The sequence below is a fragment of the Variovorax sp. GW531-E2 genome, from assembly GCF_059423125.1.
This window is the reverse complement of sequence record NZ_JBWKXQ010000029.1, coordinates 18,908-35,798: the sequence shown is the minus strand read 5'-3', so window position 1 is coordinate 35,798 and position 16,891 is coordinate 18,908. Positions and strand designations below refer to the sequence as shown.

General features: G+C 68.5%; 14 protein-coding genes. All 14 read right to left on the bottom strand.

The features are described 5' to 3' along the window. Nucleotides 1-3: 3 nt before the first annotated feature. Nucleotides 4-1,302 (bottom strand): flavodoxin-dependent (E)-4-hydroxy-3-methylbut-2-enyl-diphosphate synthase, encoded by a 1,299-nt coding sequence (gene ispG, locus AC07XP_RS17740; protein ID WP_495265409.1) that lies wholly within the window; start codon nucleotides 1,300-1,302, stop codon nucleotides 4-6. Beyond that, complete coding sequence (gene ispH, locus AC07XP_RS17735) at nucleotides 1,299-2,237, bottom strand: 4-hydroxy-3-methylbut-2-enyl diphosphate reductase (protein WP_495265408.1); 939 nt, start codon at nucleotides 2,235-2,237, stop codon at nucleotides 1,299-1,301. Before ispH ends, ispG begins: the two co-directional genes overlap by 4 nt. Nucleotides 2,238-2,262: 25 nt before the next feature. Further along, nucleotides 2,263-3,387: a Rieske 2Fe-2S domain-containing protein gene (locus tag AC07XP_RS17730; protein ID WP_495265407.1), complete on the bottom strand. Its 1,125-nt coding sequence runs from the start codon at nucleotides 3,385-3,387 to the stop codon at nucleotides 2,263-2,265. A 257-nt stretch (nucleotides 3,388-3,644) separates the two neighbouring features. Continuing rightward, entirely contained in the window at nucleotides 3,645-4,763 is a 1,119-nt protein-coding gene (locus AC07XP_RS17725) for a Rieske 2Fe-2S domain-containing protein (RefSeq protein ID WP_495265406.1), read from the bottom strand. 60 nt (nucleotides 4,764-4,823) lie between these two features. Further along, nucleotides 4,824-5,930 (bottom strand): terpene synthase family protein, encoded by a 1,107-nt coding sequence (locus tag AC07XP_RS17720; protein WP_495265405.1) that lies wholly within the window; start codon nucleotides 5,928-5,930, stop codon nucleotides 4,824-4,826. Between the two features lie 233 nt (nucleotides 5,931-6,163). After that, nucleotides 6,164-7,264 carry a Rieske 2Fe-2S domain-containing protein gene (locus AC07XP_RS17715; RefSeq protein ID WP_495265404.1) on the bottom strand — a complete coding sequence of 367 codons (1,101 nt, stop codon included), beginning with the start codon at nucleotides 7,262-7,264 and terminating at the stop codon, nucleotides 6,164-6,166. A 62-nt stretch (nucleotides 7,265-7,326) separates the two neighbouring features. Beyond that, on the bottom strand, nucleotides 7,327-8,199 hold the full coding sequence (locus AC07XP_RS17710; protein ID WP_495265433.1) for a polyprenyl synthetase family protein: 873 nt from the start codon (nucleotides 8,197-8,199) through the stop codon (nucleotides 7,327-7,329). Between the two features lie 73 nt (nucleotides 8,200-8,272). Then, entirely contained in the window at nucleotides 8,273-9,397 is a 1,125-nt protein-coding gene (locus AC07XP_RS17705) for a Rieske 2Fe-2S domain-containing protein (RefSeq protein WP_495265403.1), read from the bottom strand. Next, complete coding sequence (locus AC07XP_RS17700) at nucleotides 9,394-10,515, bottom strand: terpene synthase family protein (RefSeq protein WP_495265402.1); 1,122 nt, start codon at nucleotides 10,513-10,515, stop codon at nucleotides 9,394-9,396. The genes AC07XP_RS17705 and AC07XP_RS17700 overlap by 4 nt, the downstream gene beginning before the upstream one ends. Before the next feature lie 10 nt (nucleotides 10,516-10,525). Then, complete coding sequence (locus AC07XP_RS17695; RefSeq protein ID WP_159274697.1) at nucleotides 10,526-11,593, bottom strand: terpene synthase family protein; 1,068 nt, start codon at nucleotides 11,591-11,593, stop codon at nucleotides 10,526-10,528. 56 nt (nucleotides 11,594-11,649) lie between these two features. After that, nucleotides 11,650-12,732 (bottom strand): terpene synthase family protein, encoded by a 1,083-nt coding sequence (locus AC07XP_RS17690; RefSeq protein WP_495265401.1) that lies wholly within the window; start codon nucleotides 12,730-12,732, stop codon nucleotides 11,650-11,652. A 2-nt stretch (nucleotides 12,733-12,734) separates the two neighbouring features. Further along, nucleotides 12,735-13,658 (bottom strand): SAM-dependent methyltransferase, encoded by a 924-nt coding sequence (locus AC07XP_RS17685; RefSeq protein WP_495265400.1) that lies wholly within the window; start codon nucleotides 13,656-13,658, stop codon nucleotides 12,735-12,737. 25 nt (nucleotides 13,659-13,683) lie between these two features. Then, nucleotides 13,684-14,625 carry an SAM-dependent methyltransferase gene (locus AC07XP_RS17680; RefSeq protein WP_487847394.1) on the bottom strand — a complete coding sequence of 314 codons (942 nt, stop codon included), beginning with the start codon at nucleotides 14,623-14,625 and terminating at the stop codon, nucleotides 13,684-13,686. A gap of 34 nt (nucleotides 14,626-14,659) precedes the next feature. Beyond that, a complete protein-coding gene (gene dxs, locus AC07XP_RS17675; protein WP_495265399.1) occupies nucleotides 14,660-16,555 on the bottom strand; it encodes a 1-deoxy-D-xylulose-5-phosphate synthase in 1,896 nt (631 codons plus the stop codon). Between the last annotated feature and the right edge of the window lie 336 nt (nucleotides 16,556-16,891).

The following is a 16,891-nucleotide window of genomic DNA, read 5'->3' as shown; positions in this document are numbered from 1 at the left end:
CCTTCAGACGGCAGCGATCGGCACGACGCGCTCGCGCGACGACGGCTTCATCCACGCGCCCAGCCGCTCGCTCGCCTCGGCATCGGCGCCGTAGCGCGCGGCCACGTAGGTCTCGACCAGCCGCGTGAAGTCGTCGGCGATGTGCTCGCCCTTGAGCGTCAGCGCGCGTTCGCCGTCGATGTAGACCGGCGCCACCGGCTGCTCGCCCGAGCCCGGCAGCGAGATGCCCAGGTGCGCCAGCCGGCTCTCGCCGGGGCCGTTGACCACGCAGCCCATCACGGCCACGTGCATGTCTTCCACGCCCGGAAAGCGCACGCGCCAGGCCGGCGCCTGCGCGTGCAGCCAGCCTTCGATCTGGCTGGCCAGCGACTGGAAGAAGGTGCTCGTGGTGCGCCCGCAGCCGGGGCAGGCCGTCACGCTGGGCGTGAAGGCGCGCAGGCCCATCGACTGCAGGATCTGCTGCGCCACCAGCACCTCGCGCGTGCGGTCGCCGTTCGGCTCGGGCGTGAGCGACACGCGGATGGTGTCGCCGATGCCCTGCTGCAGCAGCACGCCCATCGCGGTGGCCGAGGCCACGATGCCCTTGGAGCCCATGCCGGCTTCGGTCAGGCCCAGGTGCAGCGGGTAGTCGCAGCGCGCGGCGAGTTCGCGGTACACGGCGATCAGGTCCTGCCCCTGGCTCACCTTGGCCGACAGCACGATGCGATCGGGCGGCAGGCCCACGTCCTCGGCGCGCGCGGCGTTCTCCAGCGCCGAGACGATGAGCGCCTGGCGCATCACCTCGTCGGCCGGCTGCGGCTGCGCCGCCTGCGCGTTCGCGTCCATCAGGCGCGCGAGCAGTGCGGGGTCGAGGCTGCCCCAGTTCACGCCGATGCGCACCGGCTTGCCGTGGCGGCAGGCGATCTCGATGAGCTGGCAGAACTGCGCGTCGCGCTTGTCGCCCCGCCCGACGTTGCCGGGGTTGATGCGGTACTTGGCCAGCGCCTGCGCGCAGTCGGGGTACTGCGCGAGCAAGCGGTGGCCGTTGAAATGGAAGTCGCCCACCAGCGGCACGTGCACCTGCTGGCGCGCGAGCGCGTCACGGATCGGCGCCACCTGCGCGGCGGCCTCTTCGTTGTTGACCGTGAGGCGCACCAGCTCGGCCCCCGCGCGCGCGAGCGCGGCGACCTGCGCCACGGTGGCGACCGCGTCGGCGGTGTCGGTGTTGGTCATGGCCTGCACGGCCACGGGGGCGTCGCCGCCGATGCGCACGGTGCCTACGCGCACCTGCCGCGAACTGCGGCGTGCGACGGGCGGTTTCATGGCACGGCCACTTCCGTTGCGAGTTCCGTCGGCAGGCGGAACACCACGTGCTCCTCGCGCCCGGGCAGCGTCAGCAGTTCCACCTCGGCCAGCCGGCGCAGCGCGGCCACCACGTCCTGCACCATGGTCTCGGGCGCCGACGCACCGGCGGTGACACCCACCGCACCGGCGTCGCGCACCCAGTCGGGCTTGAGCTCGCTGCCCTGCGCGATGAGGTAGCTGCGCACGCCGGCCTGCGCCGCGATCTCGCGCAGGCGCTGCGAGTTGGAGCTGTTCTGCGCGCCGACCACCAGCACCACGTCGACCTGCTGGCTCAGCTCGCGCACGGCCGTCTGCCGGTTCTGCGTGGCGTAGCAGATGTCGCGCGTGTCGGGGCCGACGATCTGCGGAAAGCGCCGCTGCAGCGCGTCGATGATGCCGCGCGTGTCGTCCACCGACAGCGTGGTCTGCGTGATGTAGGCCAGCGGCGTGTCGGCATCGAGCACCAGCGCGTCCACGTCGGCCTCGGTCTGCACCAGCGTGACCGGCGCGGGAATCTGCCCCAGCGTGCCGGTCACTTCGGGGTGCCCGGCGTGGCCGATGAGGATCAGCGCATAGCCCTTGGCGGCATAGCGGCGCCCCTGCTCGTGCACCTTGGTGACCAGCGGGCAGGTGGCATCGATCGCGCGCAGGCCGCGCGCGCGGGCTTCGACCTCGACCGCGTGGCTCACGCCATGCGCGCTGAAGATCGCCACGGCGTCCGCGGGCACTTCGGCCAGCTCCTCGACGAAGACCGCGCCCTGCGCTTTCAGGTCGTCGACGACGTGCTTGTTGTGGACGATCTCGTGGCGCACATAGATGGGCGTGCCGTGGCGCCGCAGCGCGTGTTCGACCGTGTCGATGGCCCGCACGACGCCGGCGCAGAAGCCTCGGGGCTGGGCAAGGATGACGCGCATGGTGGGGACTCCTCGGGGTGGCGGTTCATCTTCCCGTCGACGTTCTCGGCGCCGAGCCGGCTTCCGCGTCGGCGGTCTGGGTGGGTGGGTAGAACTGCTCGGACCAGCGGCGGAACGCGGCCAGGGTGCGCTCGCCCGGCATGAGCTTGGGATGCTTCAGATGCGTGCGGGCGTTCCAGATCGTGAAGTCGTCGTTGACGACCGAGATCAGCCAGCGGTGTGCCAGCGGATTGAGCACCCGGTAGGCGAGTCGCCGCAGCGGCGCGGGCAGGCGATCGATCCGCGCGACGCTGGGGTTGTCGATCCAGCGGAACGTCCATCTCAGGGGGGCGATGGGGGTGGCGTACGCCTGGGTCACGACGTGCACGCCGAGGTCCGGCATTTCGTTCTCCCCGCAGGCATGGCCAAGGCCGTAGTTGGTCAGGCGCGAGCGGAATCGCTGTCCTTTCCAGCGTGCGTTGATCGTGGCGACGAGCGTGTGCCCCTCGATCTCGTGCGTGATCTCGGTGTCGGTGAATCCGTGCAGCCAGCCGAAGTGGGTCGGGTCCATGCCGTTCTCTCCCATGGAGTCGCCGTAGCCGTCGAGTTCATGGGCGCCGTATTGCGGGCTGAGGCGGTCCGACAGGTCCATGGCGGGAATCTCCCATTCGGGAGGCCGGTCCTCGCTGTGCCGCCACACCAGGATGGTCCCGTTCTGCTCCCGCATGTAGCGGCTCGTCAGCGCCGCGCGTGGCGGGGTCTGGCCCGGGCAGGCGCGCACGCACCCGCCGTCGGTACCGAACGCCAGGCCATGGAACGGGCAGACCAGGTTCTCGCCGTCGATCTTCCCGCCGTGTCCCAGGTGCGCGCCCGCGTGCGGGCAATACGGATCGACGACACGCGCCAGCCCCGACTGCGTGCGATAGACGACCAGGTCCTGGCCCATGAAGGGGACGACGTGCACCCCGCCCGGCTTGACCTCGTGGCTGAAACACACGGCGAACCAGCCGTTGGAATAGGGCAGCGCAGGACGGGTGTCGCCCGAGGCGCTGCGCGCCAGGAGGTACGGCTTGCGAACCTCCTGGGGGAAGGCATGGTGTTCGCCTGCGGGTGGATGGATCGCTTGCACGGAGGGCAGGCCGATCATGGTGCGCGCGGTCGGTTCGGTCATCTCTGGGACTCCTGGGTGAGGATGTTCGGATGCAGCGCCGAGAGCCTCGTCCTGGACCCACGACGCCTGGCTGGCGATGAAGAAGGCATGGCAAACGCGTCGGGTGGCGGGGCGATCGTTTCAGTGCGAGCGGTGGACGATCAGGTCGGCCAGCTGCCCGAGATACCGGCCGATCGCGTCGTGCATCCAGGCGTCGAAGCGGGTCTCGTCCGGGCGAGGGGCCATGCGGTGGGGCGCATGCTCGAGGGAGGCGGTCATCAAGTCTCCTTGTGCGAAGGCCTGTCCGTTGCCGAAGGCTTCACACCCGGGAAGTCGCACGAATAGAACTGCGACACCCAGCGCTGGTACAGCGCGGCAGGTCGCTCTTCGGCCATCAGCTTGAAACTCCCCGGGAGCCCCCTGTGGTCCCAGATCCGCGTGTCCTGGTGCGACGTGCGATCCGACCACACGCCCGCGAGCGGCTTCATCAGCGCATAGAGCGCCGAGCGGACCCCCGCAGGCCAGCGGGCGAAGCGTTCGACTTTCAGGGTCGTGACGATGCGCAAGGACCAGCGCAGGCGCGTGTTGGGCGTGGAATACGCCCGGACAACGGCTTGCAGGCCGAGCGAAGGCACCGTGAAGTGCCCGTACATGGTGGCTGCGTCGTAGTTCGTGAGATGCAGGAACATGGGCTTGCCCATCAACGTGGCCGACATCCGGACCTCCAGCTGGTTGTCGACGACGCGGGCGGACATTTCCGGTTGTCCAAAGCGGTGGATCGTGTCGAAATGGATCACGTCGACGCTGTTCTCCCCGGAGTTCTGGAAATAGCCTTCCTGCTCGTGATGCACGAAGGCCGGACGGCTCCAGCCGCTCATGTCATGCACCGGCAGCTCCCACGAGGGAGAGTGCCCCTCGTGATGCACCCACGTGAAGACAAGCCCGTTGTGCTCCCGTGCATGCCGTGCGTTCAGTGCCATGCGCGGTGTCGGCCCGGCGCGGCCCGTGTGCACGCAGCCGCCTTCCGGTCCGAACTTCAGGCGATGGAAGGGGCACACCAGGTTCTCTCCTTCGACCCGGCCTCCGTGTCCCAGGTGCGCACCCATGTGAGGGCAATAGGGCTCGATCACGCGGACGAGGCCGGACTGCGTCCGGTACAGGACGATTTCCCGTTCCATCAAGGGCCTGATCAGCACCGCACCGCGCTTGAGCTCGTGGCTGAAGCAGGCGGCGAACCATCCGTTCGGATAGGGCAGCACCGGCCGTGCGTCGCCGGGCAGGCACTTCATGTGTGCGGCCATCGGCTGGCGCGCGCGCAAGGGCGTCGCGGCGTCCGACACATGCATCGGTGGGGCGGGAGGCGCCTCGGTCTCTGTCTGTTTCAGTAGAACGGTCATGTGAGCTCTCGGTTTCGGTGGATCGCCGCCCTTGGTGCCTGGCGCTTCGCGCCTGCGGATTCAGGCCCGGCGCCTGTGCGCGACTTCTCGCCGCGCCGGATCGAGCGTCCACCACCAATCGCACGACTGGATGCCGATTGATTCGAAACTCTCCGGCGGACACTCGTACGTGACGCCGCCGTTCTCGACCGCTTCGTTGGTCACCAGCCCGCTGATCGATCCATAGCGGTTGTTGCCGATCGACCATGGGATCGTCCCCACGTGATAGAGAGCCAGACCGTTGACGAATTCGGTCATGGCCGGCGATGCGTCCTCGAGCACGTCCCGGAGCACGCGCTCGAAGAGGCTGATCATTCGCCAGCGCATCTGCATGTAGCGCTCGACCGCCTCTTCGAAAGAGCAGCGGTAGTCGCGCAGGAAGAGGATGAGGATGTTGTGGTCGTTGGAACTACGCGCAACTTCCTTGGGGTAGGCGTACATCTCTGCGTCGAGGATGGCCAGCAGGGCCGTGATCTCCATCAGGGCGCGCCCGCGCCGGTCCTCCCACTCGTTCTGGTGGAGGTCGACGTCGGCCACGATATGGACCAGCGCCGGAAACGCCATGCCGCCCCCCGCGTACAGGCGCGTGACGAAGTAATCGCTGAGCGTCGGACTGGGGTCCGTGAGTTTCATCATCTCGGAGGTGACGTACCAGCGGATCATCTCGGTGAACCGCGCGGCTTGCTGGGGCTTGGCGAACCGGTCCAGGCGCTGGCGGATGTCCCGTATCCCCATGGCGTACTTGTCGCCGTTGCAAGGCGGATCCTCCGGGCTGTCGATGCCGCGCAGGATCTCGCAGGCCTTGCGGTTGAAACCCGCCGGATCCTTGCTGAGCGGGCCCTCGTCGCAGTACTCGTCATCGAAGGCGAACGCCCACAACGTGAAGTCGGAGCCGACCTGCAGCAACTCGTCGGAGCCCTTGGTGTACATCAGGGCGGCAAGGCGCGAGATTTCTATCTTGGCCAGGCGAGCCCGTTGCGTCTCGCTGTCGTACATCCTGAAGCGGTCGCAGTAGGCGAGCGTCGCCATCTCGAAGCGGTTCGTCAGCGAATGCGCGGGATCGAAGTGCGGATGCATCTCCCAGCGGCGCGGGATCGGTAGCAACGGGAACTTGAGACGGCTGGTCATGCGGTTTTCTCCTGGGTCGCGTCGTCGCGGGTGAGGTGGGTGGGGCAGGCGCGCGAGTGGCGTTCCTGGCGCCGTTCGCGCAGGAACTCAGGTCCGCCGCGCAATGAAGCTGAACGACGCCGCCTTGTCCTTGCGCAGCGCGTCCGAGAAGCTCACGGCGATGTCGCGCAGCTCGCAAGCCTCGGGGCTGGGCAAGGATGACGCGCATGGGGGGAACTCCTGGTGGGGGCGGCTCAGCGTCCCGCAGACATGCGCAGGACATGGCCAGCGTCTGCGTCGTCGCCGGAGGTGGGCGGGTAGAACTGCGCCGACCAGCGCCGGAAGGCGGTGAAGGAGCGCTCCCCCGCCATGAGCTTGGGATGCGGGAGGCGGGTGCGGGCGTCCCAGATCGGGAAGTCGCCGCCCACCACCGAGATCAGCCAGCGGTGCGCCAGCGGATTGAGCACCTGGTAGGCGAGCTTGCGCAGCGGGGCCGGCCAGCGGTCGAAGCGCGCGACGCTGGGGTTGTCGCTCCAGCGGAAGGTCCATTTCATGGGCGCGACGGGTGTCGCGAAGGCCAGGGTCACGACCTGCACGCCGAGGTCCGGCAACGCGTTCTCCCCGCGGGTGAAGCCGAGGCCGAAGTTGGTCAGACGCGAGTGGAAACGCTGCCCCTTCCAGCGGGCGGTGATCGTGACGACGAGCTTGTGCCCGTCCACCTCGTGCGACAGCGCGGTCTCGGTGAATCCGTGCACCCATCCGAAGTGGGTCAGGTCCATGCTGTTCTCGACCATCGAGTCGAAGTAGCCTTCGAGTTCGTGGCTACCGTACCGGGGGTTGAGGCGGTCGCTGAGGTCCATTTCCGGAATGTCCCAGTCGGGCGGCCGGTCCTCGCTGTGTCGCCACACCATGATCGCGCCGTTCATCTCCTTCATGTAGCGGCCCGTCAGCGCCGCGTTCGGCGGGGTCTGGCCCGTGCAGGCGCGCACGCAGCCGCCATCGGGGCCGAAGCTCAGGCCGTGGAACGGGCACACGAGGTTCTCGCCGTCGACCTTGCCGCCGTGGCCCAGGTGCGCGCCCAGGTGCGGGCAGTACGGATCGATGGCACGGGCCAGGCCCGACTGCGTGCGGTAGATCACCAGCTCCTGTCCCGCGAACGGCACGATGCGCACCGCGCCCGGCTTGACCTCGTGGCTGAAGCACACGGCGAACCAGCCGTTGGCATAAGGATGCGGGGGGCGCGTCTCTCCCGTGGTGCTGCGCATGGGCCGCGGCGGCGTGCGAACCTCCACGACGCGCGCGTGGCGTTCGTCGGCAACCGACGGGGCGCTGTTCACGCCCAGTGGTTCCCTCATGAAATGGGTCGTCGGTTCAGGCATGTCGGGGCTCCTGGGACGGGGGCATTCGCAGGTGGGGCTCAGTGCGCGCGCTGGACCACCAGGTCGGCCAGCTGGCCGAGCCGTGCGGCGCGCTCACCGAAGGGTGTGAGCGCCGCATGGGCGCGCGCGTTCAGCGTGCGGGCCAGCGTGCGCGAGGCGTCGAGGCCGAGCATCGACACGCAGGTCGGCTTGTCGTCGTACGCGTCCTTGCCTGCGGTCTTGCCGAGCGTGGCCGTGTCAGCGGTCGCGTCGAGGATGTCGTCGACCACCTGGAAGGCCAGGCCGATGGCGCTGCTGTAGTCGTCGAGCGCGCGGTACAGCGCGGCGTTGGCCGGCACGTCGGCCGCGCCGCACAGCGCCCCCATGCGCACGGCCGCGCGGATCAGCGCCCCGGTCTTCATGCGATGCATCTGCTCGAGCGCGGGCTGGCTCAACGACCGGCCCGCGCTCTGCAGGTCGATGGCCTGGCCGCCCACGAGCTGGCGCGAGCCGGCCGCCTGCGCCAGCTCGCGCACCAGTGCGATGCGGCGCTCGGTCGGCAGCGGCAGTTCGCTCAGCGTGAGGAAGGCCTGGGCCTGCAGCGCATCGCCCACGAGGATGGCGGTGGCCTCGTCGTAAGCCACATGCACGGTCGGCTTGCCGCGGCGCAGGTCGTCGTCGTCCATCGCGGGCAGGTCGTCGTGCACCAACGAGTAGACGTGGACCATCTCGATCGCGGCGCCCGTGGCGTCGAGCGCGTCGGGTGGTGCGTCCACGAGGGCGCCCGCCGCCTGGCACAGCAGCGGGCGGATGCGCTTGCCGCCGCCGAGCGCGGCGTAGCGCAGCGCTTCGTGCAGGTGCGTGGGCAGGGTCTCGGCCGGCGGCAGGCCGGCAGCGAGTGCGTGCTCGGTGCGGCGGACCGCGTCGAGCATCCAGGTGTCGAAGGGGGCGGCGGGTCCGCCCTGCGGCACCGGGGCCTCGCGGACATCGCATGGCAGCAGGGTTTCAAGGGGCATGGTGGTCTCCCGCGTGCAGTGCGCCGGGATCGTCCACGAGGCCGCCCGGATAGAACCGGGACGCCCAGCGCCGGTGGACGATCAGGGTCTTGTCGCCCGCGGTCAGCCTGGGATGCTTGATGAAGCTCTTGGCATTCCATATCGGAAAGTCCGGCTCGATGAACCACCGCATCCATCGGCTGGCGATCGGCGTGAGCACGGCGTAGATCGCGCTCCTCAGCATGCGGGGCGCGCGGCCAAGCCGCACGATGCGCAGCCGATCCGCGATCGCCAGCTTCCATTTCAGCGGTGCGATCTGCGTGAAGAAGACCTGCGTCTGCAGCCGCACGCCCAGGTCGGGCATCTCGAACGAGCCCATCACATAACCGACGCCGTAGTTCATGAATTCGCCACGGATGTGCAGCCCTTTCCAGCGGGCCGATAGCGAGATCTCGAACCTGCAGTCGTCCGCCCGGTGAGACATGGTCATGTCCGAGAGCCCGTGGAGCCAGCCGAAATGAACCATGTCGGCACCGTTCTCCACTGCATCGTGCGCGTAGCCGTCCAGCGTCTTGCGGATGTAGCAGGCGGAAGAAAAGTCGCCGAGGTCGTGGTGCGACACGTCCCACTGGGGAGGGCGGCCCGCATGGTCGACCCACACCAGGACGGCACCGTCGATTTCCCGGGCGTGGCGCGCGGTCAGCGCGGCGCGCGGCGGCCGCTCGCCGTGCCCGGTGCGCACGCAGCCGCCGTCCGGCCCGTAGGCCAGCCCGTGCAGCGGACACACCAGGTTCTCGCCGTCGACCTTGCCGCCGTGGCCCAGGTGCGCGCCCAGGTGCGGGCAGTACGGCTCGACGACGCGGGCGAGCCCGGCGTGCGTGCGGTACAGGACGAGTTCCTGCCCCATGAACGGCACTGTCAGCACCTGCCCGCGCGCGAGCTCGCTGGAGAAGCACCCCAGGAACCAGCCCTCGGCATAGGGCAGCGGGCGGCGTGTTTCGCCCACGGTGCTGCGAAATTGCTGCAGGCCGATGGTGTGCGCGGCCGGGCCGCAGCTTGCCGCGGCGGGCGGCGCGAGATGGCCCGCTTCCTGGAAGGCCGCATCGATCACGCGCGGCATCGTGGGCGGGTTCATGGGAGCGCTCCCGCACGGGCGCGTTCACCCTGGCCTGCGACGTGCAGGGCCGGCGTGCCCCGGCGGGCTTCTTGCGCCGCGGGGTCGTGCGTCCACCACCAGGCGATGCACGGAATGGCGGACGCAGTGGATGCCACCTTCGGCGCAGGGGCGCCCTGCGGCCCGGCTCCGTCGGGCATGCCATCCTGCACGTAGCGCTCGGAGCCGTGGCACCAGTCGAACGTGGCCCTGACGATGCGGCCCAGGCTTTGCACATGGCGTTGCAGCGCGGGCGAGGTGCCGGCGGCGATGAGTTCGCCGCGCAGGCCCAGGAAGAGCTGCATGATCTCCATGTACATGGCGACGGCCCGTGCGCCTGCCGCCGCGGGCGAGCATTGGGACCCGTGCTGGATCACGCTGATCAGGTTGTGCCCGCCCTGCTCGCGCGCCACCTCCTTCTCGTACGACACGATGTCGGCGCTCCAGGTGGCCAGCGTGAGCGCCATTTCCGCGAGCGCCCTGACACGGCGATCCTCCAGGAGGTCCGTGGGCACCGCATAGCCTTCGGCGATCGCGGCCAGCGTGGGAAAGGCCAGGCCGCCCCCGCTGTACAGGCGCAGCAGCCCGTACTGGTTCAGCGAGGGGACATGGCCCGAGGCCACGTTGCCCGCCTTCCAGACCTCGGCAAAGAACCATCCCCGCATGGCGGCCAGCCACTGGGCCATCTGGTCGGCGGTGGCGTGCGCGTCCAGGCGGCGGCGGATGTCGCACATGGCTGCGGCATAGCGGTCGTCGACCTGCGCGCTGTCTTCCGGCGTCTCGATCGCCCGGTGGATCATCGCCAGCACGCCGGCCAGCCGGCCGGGTTGCCGGCTCAGCGGACCCTCGTCGCAGTACTCGTCGTCGAACGAGACGTTCCAGATGAAGAAGTCCGAGAGGATCTGCAGGGTCTGCGGCGTGGCGTCGGGCACGATGCGGGCCGCGAGTTCGCCGCAGCCGGAGCGGGCCATGCGGTCGCGTTCGGTGTCGTTCAGGCACAGGGAGAAGCGCCGCATCCAGGCGACCGACTGCGCATCCGCGTGCGCCGCCCCGGGATGAATGGCGCTGGGAATGGGGCACTCGAAGTACGGCAGCTTCATGGCGCGGTCTCTACGACACGTAGACAGAACCGACCGGTGCCTGTTGCGGGGCGCCCGCGCCCTCCATCTTGTCGGTGCCCGCCAGGCTCACATCCACATGCCGCATGGGCAACCCGTTCCAGATGTGCCCGTGCCCGCCGTACCGCGGCGATTCGATGTGCCACTGCAGCGTGCCCACCACCATCAGGAGGTAGGTGTCCAGGTACAGGTGCAGGCGCGCGCCCAGCGGGTGATTGGCATAGCGCTCGTGCAGCCGGGCGATCAGGCCGGCCAGCTCTGCGTACATCTCTTCCATCATTTCGCAGACGGCGCTGATGGCCTGCTGCGCATCGAGGCCGCGGGTGTTGCGCATGATGAGGACCGAGCTCAGCGTGTCCTCGGTGGAGTAGTACTCGACGGCATATGAGTACACGTCGTTCGTGAACGCACAGTGCCAGCTGACGAGGTCCACCGCGCGCTTCATGTCGGGGTCCTCGATCAGGTCGGACACGTCGATGTCCAGCACGTATTCCATGGCGGCGATGTACGGCTGCATGCCGCTGGACATCAGGCGCACCTTGAGGAAGCTCTCCATGTCTTCGTTGGCCCAGTTGTCGCGAAATTCCTTCTCGACCTTGAGGTGGTGCATCCAGCGGGTCCACCGGCCGCGCAGGCGCTGGTACACCGCGTCGCTGGGCGCATGCTGGCGGATGGTCTGCCAGAGCCCTTCCATGACGCGCGCGTCGTGGGCGTCGGGGTCTTCGGCGATGATCTTCGCGCACTGCTCGGGGTCGCTGGTCGTCAGGTCGTCGCACTGGAAGATCAGCGTCAGGATGCTCGCGTGGTGCGCGACCCGCTCCGGAATGCCGTCCGGAAACACGCTGGCGTCGTAGAGCGAATCCATGCGCTCGATGGCGCCGTGCAGGCTGCCCGGCTCCGGCTTGCCGTAGTTCTCGTACAGCCATTGCGCATGCAGCCGCTTGATGTAGGGGTAGCTCGTGTTGATGCGCGGCCGGATGGCTTTCAACATCTCGGGGATCACGAATTTCGGGGGCGGCTCCAGCGCCGCGGGCGTGGTGCTTTCGAGAACGGCATTCATGCATCTGCTCCTGTGAAATGGATCGAAGTGCGTGGGGATGTCGGTGTGGCGCAGGGTCAGGCGGCGCGCGCGTCGGCCGCCGCGATGTCGTCCAGCGTCGGAGCCGCCGCGATGGTCACTTCGCCGGAAACGAAGCGCTGGTCCGAGAGGTGGTAGCGCCGCGTGATGACGCACCACTCCGCGTTGCCCGAGCTGATGTATTCCAGCTCGCGCACGTAGGCGCGCACGTCGGGGCGTTGCCCAAGGGGGCCGGCGAGCACCGCGTCGCGCGACCGGATCAACGCCTGCTCGTTGCGCGCGCACAGAGCGGCCAGGCGATAGACCGCCTGCTGCAGGTCCCGGCCCTCCTCGCGCATCAGCACCCACATGGCGTTGAGCGAATCCCTCGCCGGCACCTCCTTGCGGAACGAGAAGAAGTCGTTCACCAGGATGACCGCGTCCATGGCCGCGGTGCGGACCGCGCGCAGCGATGCGTCTTCGGCCAGCGCATCGGTCATGTCCACGTCCAGGGCGTACTCGGTCAGCATGGTCAGGTACTCGCCGAACGCGTTGTCGCGGCGCAGGTCCATGTAGCCATCCAGCGTCAGCGTGTCCATCTGGTAGGCCAGCGGATCGGCCATGCGCACCAGCTGGCTGCGGATGCCGGCCTTCATGCGCTCCCAGACGCGGGGCTTTTGCGCCAGCTGCGCCTGGATGGGCGGCAGCGTGTCGAACAGGAGCCGCGGCAGCGGCGCACTGGCAGGCGGCAGGATGCCTTCCAGGGCATCGAGGTAGTGGCGCAGGAGTTCGTCGCGCGGGCGTTGGTCGGCGCTCAGCTCCAGGGGCGTGAAGGCATCGTCCATCAGGGTCCCCGCATTCATCATGCGCATGACGGAATAGATGCGGTCCGCTTTCGCGTGCGGGTAGCACAGGCCGCCGTAGGCCGGCACGCGCTGCCCGAGGTAGGCGGCGGTGGCCTTCTCGCTGCGAAAGTGCGCCAGCACATAGGGCCGGTCGTCCACCGCCAGCCGCGCCTCGATGGCGTCGTTCTGCGGGTGCCAGGCGGGTTTGAGCGTGAGGCCCGGGTCGGGGAGATGGACCTTGCTGCCCAGCTCGGGCATGCGGGCCAGGGTTTGGGCGAACGGGGTCGGTTCGGGCATGCTCAGGTCCGCCGCGCAATGAAGCTGAACGACGAGGCCTTGTCCTTGAGCAGCGCGTCCGAGAAGCTCACGGCGATGTCGCGCAGCTCGGTGAACGTGGCGGTCTTGCTGGTCGGGTGGTGCGCGTCCAGGTTGTCCTTGACCAGCGCGTACCAGCGGATCACCTCCGCGTTCGACGGCAGCACGCGCTGGTCGAGCACCGCGAAGCCGTGGCGCTCGAGCACCTGCTTCACGCCATCGGGCGTCTTGCGGTAGCCCGACGCGGCGCGGTCGACCTTGTCCGGGATGTGCGACTTGTAGGTCGCCAGGTCCACCTTGTAGAGGCTCTCCGAAATGATGACCGTGCCGCCCGTGCGCATGCGCGCCGACAGCGAGGCCATGGCCTGCTCCAGCACCTCGGGCGTGAAGTGGATGAGGCTGCCGCGCAGGATGGCCAGGTCGTAGGGCACCTGCGCGTCGGGCAGCTCGCCGATGTCCTTGGCGTTGCACTGGTACAGCCGCACGCGGTCGGCCAGGCCTTCGTGCGCGATGAGTTCGCGCGCGCATTCCAGCTGCGGGCGGCTCACGTTCACGCCGTCGATGCGCGCGCACTGCGGGTAGCGCTGCGCAATGAACTTCAGCACCGGGCCCCAGCCGCAGCCGATGTCGATCGCGCGGTGCACGGTGGCCGGCGAGAGGTCGGCGCCGGCCTGCTCGGCGAGCTCGAACTGGTGCTCCATGTGGCGCCGCCCGGAGGCGTCGAGCGGGAGGTCGTGCGGGTCCATCTTGTCGTCGAACACGCCGTACTGGTACCAGAGCTCGTTGCCGATCGCCTTGCGCCACTGGTCGGGCGTGTCGGCGTAGACCTGCTCGATCTTGTCCTGGTAGTGGTCGAGGCTGCGGCTGTGGATGACGTCGATGCCGACGGCTTGCGCGGATGCTTGCATGGTGTGGGCGCTCCTTGTGGGGGATTCAGACGCGTCGCGCGATGACGCTGTAGGTCGAGAACTTGTCCTTGATCAGCGCGACCGAGAGGCTGACCGCCATGACGCGCAGTTCTTCCAGCGGCGGCGGGATGGTGTCCGGCGTGAAGTTCTTCTCGATGTTTTCCTTCACGTCGGTGAACCAGCGCGCCACGTCGATGTTGCGCGGGAGCACGCGCATGTCTTCGACCACGAAGCCGCTCTCCTCGAGCACGCGGCGGAAGTAGGCCGGCGTCTTGCGGTGCTTGCAGGCGAGGCGGTCGACCTCGTCCTCGATGTCGGAGCGGTAGTTGTCCAGCGGGATGTTGTAGAGGTTGTCGGAGATGACGACCTTGGCCCCCGGGCGCATGCGCGCGGCCACCTGCTTCATCGAGCGTTCGTACAGGTCGTTCGGAAAGTGCGAGATGACGCCGCGGATCGTCACCAGGTCGTAGGGCGTGTCGGGGTTGGGCAGCAGGGCGACGTCCTGTGCGTCGCACAGGTACAGGTTCACGCGGTCGCTCAGGTGCTGCTGGGCGTGGTAGCGGGCGCAGTGCGCGAGCTGCGTCTCGCTGATGTTGATGCCGTCGAGCTGGCGGCACTGCGGAAAGTGCTCCGCGAGGTAGCGCAGGCCGAAGCCCCAGCCGCAGCCCACGTCGAGGATGCGCCGGATGGGGAACGGCGGGGGCTGGTCCAGGCCCGCGATCTCCATCTGCTGGTCGAAGTAGCGCAGGCCGGATTCGTTGAGCGAGATCGGCGGCACCGAGCGCGGGTCGTCGTAGACGCCGAACTGGAACATCAGGTCCTCGCCGATGGCCTTGCGCCAGTCCTCGGGGTCGTCCTGGTAGGTGTACTCGACCTTGGCGTGGTACGGGTTGGCCTCGGCACCCCGGATCACTTGAAGCGAAGGCGGGGCGGGCGCATCGATGCGGCGTGCGGTGGCTGTGCTCATCGGGTTCTCCTCTGGCTGGCGGTCACGGTGGGTTTCAGGAAACGAGGCTCATGCGAGCCGTGCGGAACGCGGGGGCGTGGGCATCGAAGAACGCCTGGATCGACTGCACCAGCCCGTCGGCATCCAGGCCGTGGGCGGCGAGCAACCGGGCGCAGTCGCCGTGCTCGACGAACTGGTCGGGCAGGCCCAGTTGCAGCGACGGAATCAGCACGCCCTGCGCGGCCAGCGACTCGAGGCAGGCCGCGCCGGCGCCGCCCATCACGCAGCCTTCTTCGACGGTCACGAGCACGTCGTGCGTTTCGGCGAGCGAGAGCACCAGGTCGGCGTCGAGCGGCTTCACGAAGCGCATGTTGGCGACCGTGGCGTCGAGCCGCTCGGCGGCGGCCAGGCTGGGTGCCACCATCGTGCCGAAGGCCAGGATGGCGATGCGTGCGCCCATCGGCTGCGTCGATTCGCGCCGCACCTGGCCGCGGCCGATGCGCAGCGGCTGCAGCGCGCGCACGGGCAGCGCGCCGGGCCCGCCGCCGCGCGGGTAGCGCACGGCGGCGGGGCCGTCGTGGCGCAGGGCGGTGTGCAGCATCTGGCGGCACTCGTCCTCGTCGGACGCGGCCATCACGACCATGTTCGGAATGCAGCGCAGGTAGGCGACGTCGAAGGCGCCCATGTGCGTCGCGCCGTCGGCGCCGACGATGCCGGCGCGGTCGACCGCGAACACGACCGGCAGGTTCTGCAAGGCCACGTCGTGGATCAACTGGTCGTAGGCGCGCTGCAGGAAGGTCGAGTAGATGGCGACCACGGGCCGCATCCCCGCCGCCGCGAGGCCCGCGGCGAAGGTCACGGCGTGCTGCTCGGCGATGCCGACGTCGAAGTAGCGCTCGGGAAAGCGGCGCTCGAAGTCCATCAGCGCCGAGCCCTCGCGCATGGCCGGCGTGATGGCGACCACGCGCGCATCGGCCTCGGCCTCGTCGCAGAGCCAGTCGCTGAAGACCTGGGCGTAGGTCGGCTTGGCGGGGGCGGCTGCCGGGGCGGTCTTGATGCCGGCGGCGGGGTCGAACTTGCCGGGGCCGTGGTACAGGACCGGGTCCTGCTCGGCCGGGCGGTAGCCGTGGCCCTTCTGCGTGACGATGTGCAGCAGCTGCGGGCCCGGCTGCGCCTGCAGCTTCTGCAGGGCCGGGATCAGCGCGCCCAGGTCGTGGCCGTCGATGGGGCCGGTGTAGTGGAAGCCGAACTGCTCGAACAGGGTGGCGGGCGACAGGCCGAGCTCCGAGGGCTCGCAGGGGGTCAGCGCCGGGCGCATGGCGCGCAATCTTTGCCGGCTGGCTTCGTTGGCGCTGGCATAGGCGCGTTCTGAAATCAATCCGCCCAGATAAAGGCGCAGCATGCCGACGGGGGGCGAAATCGACATGTCGTTGTCGTTCAATATCACCAATAAGCGGCCGCAGGCCTGCGTATTGTTCATGGCCTCGAAGGCCATGCCGGCGCTCAGGGCACCGTCGCCGATCACCGCAATGGCGTGATCGGTCGAATTGGAAATGCGGGCGGCCTGTGCAAACCCCAGGGCGGCGGAAATGGAGGTGCTGGAATGCGCGGTGCCGAAATGATCGTGCTCGGATTCGGCGCGCCGGGGAAATCCGGAAATACCGCCGAATTGGCGCAAGGTGGGCATGGCCTGGCGCCGGCCGGTCAGGATCTTGTGGGCATAGCTCTGGTGGCCGACATCCCAGACGATGCGGTCGCGCGGGGTGTCGAACACGTAGTGCAGGGCGACCGTGAGCTCGACCGTGCCCAGGTTGGAGGCGAAGTGGCCGCCCGTGCGGGACACGCTGTCGACGATGAAGGATCGCAATTCATCCGCAAGGCCCGGCAATTGCGCAATGCCGAGCTGGCGCAGCGAATGGGGCGAATCGATGGCTTCGAGCAGGGCATGCATTCCGGTTTCTCCGTGGGATTGGAAACGCCTGGGCCGTGATGAAAGAATTCTTCGTGCGATGCGGATCTGATTGTTTTTGGGCGAAACAATGCATTGAAAATTGACGCGTCAATTTTCTTTGCAATGCCTCCGTGGGAGTTTTTCATTGCGCCGGCTTTGCCTTTTCAATTCAAAGACAGGCGCAATCAGGGGGTCAGCGTAGGGGATGGATTTGGCGCACGCAAGCGAATGCGGCTGCAAATTTTTTGATACCCCGGGTTATTTACCCCCGAGGTTTTAATCAGTTTTTTGGATGGCGCTACGCGCGCGCACGACCGCCGCGGCCGTTCCAAAACG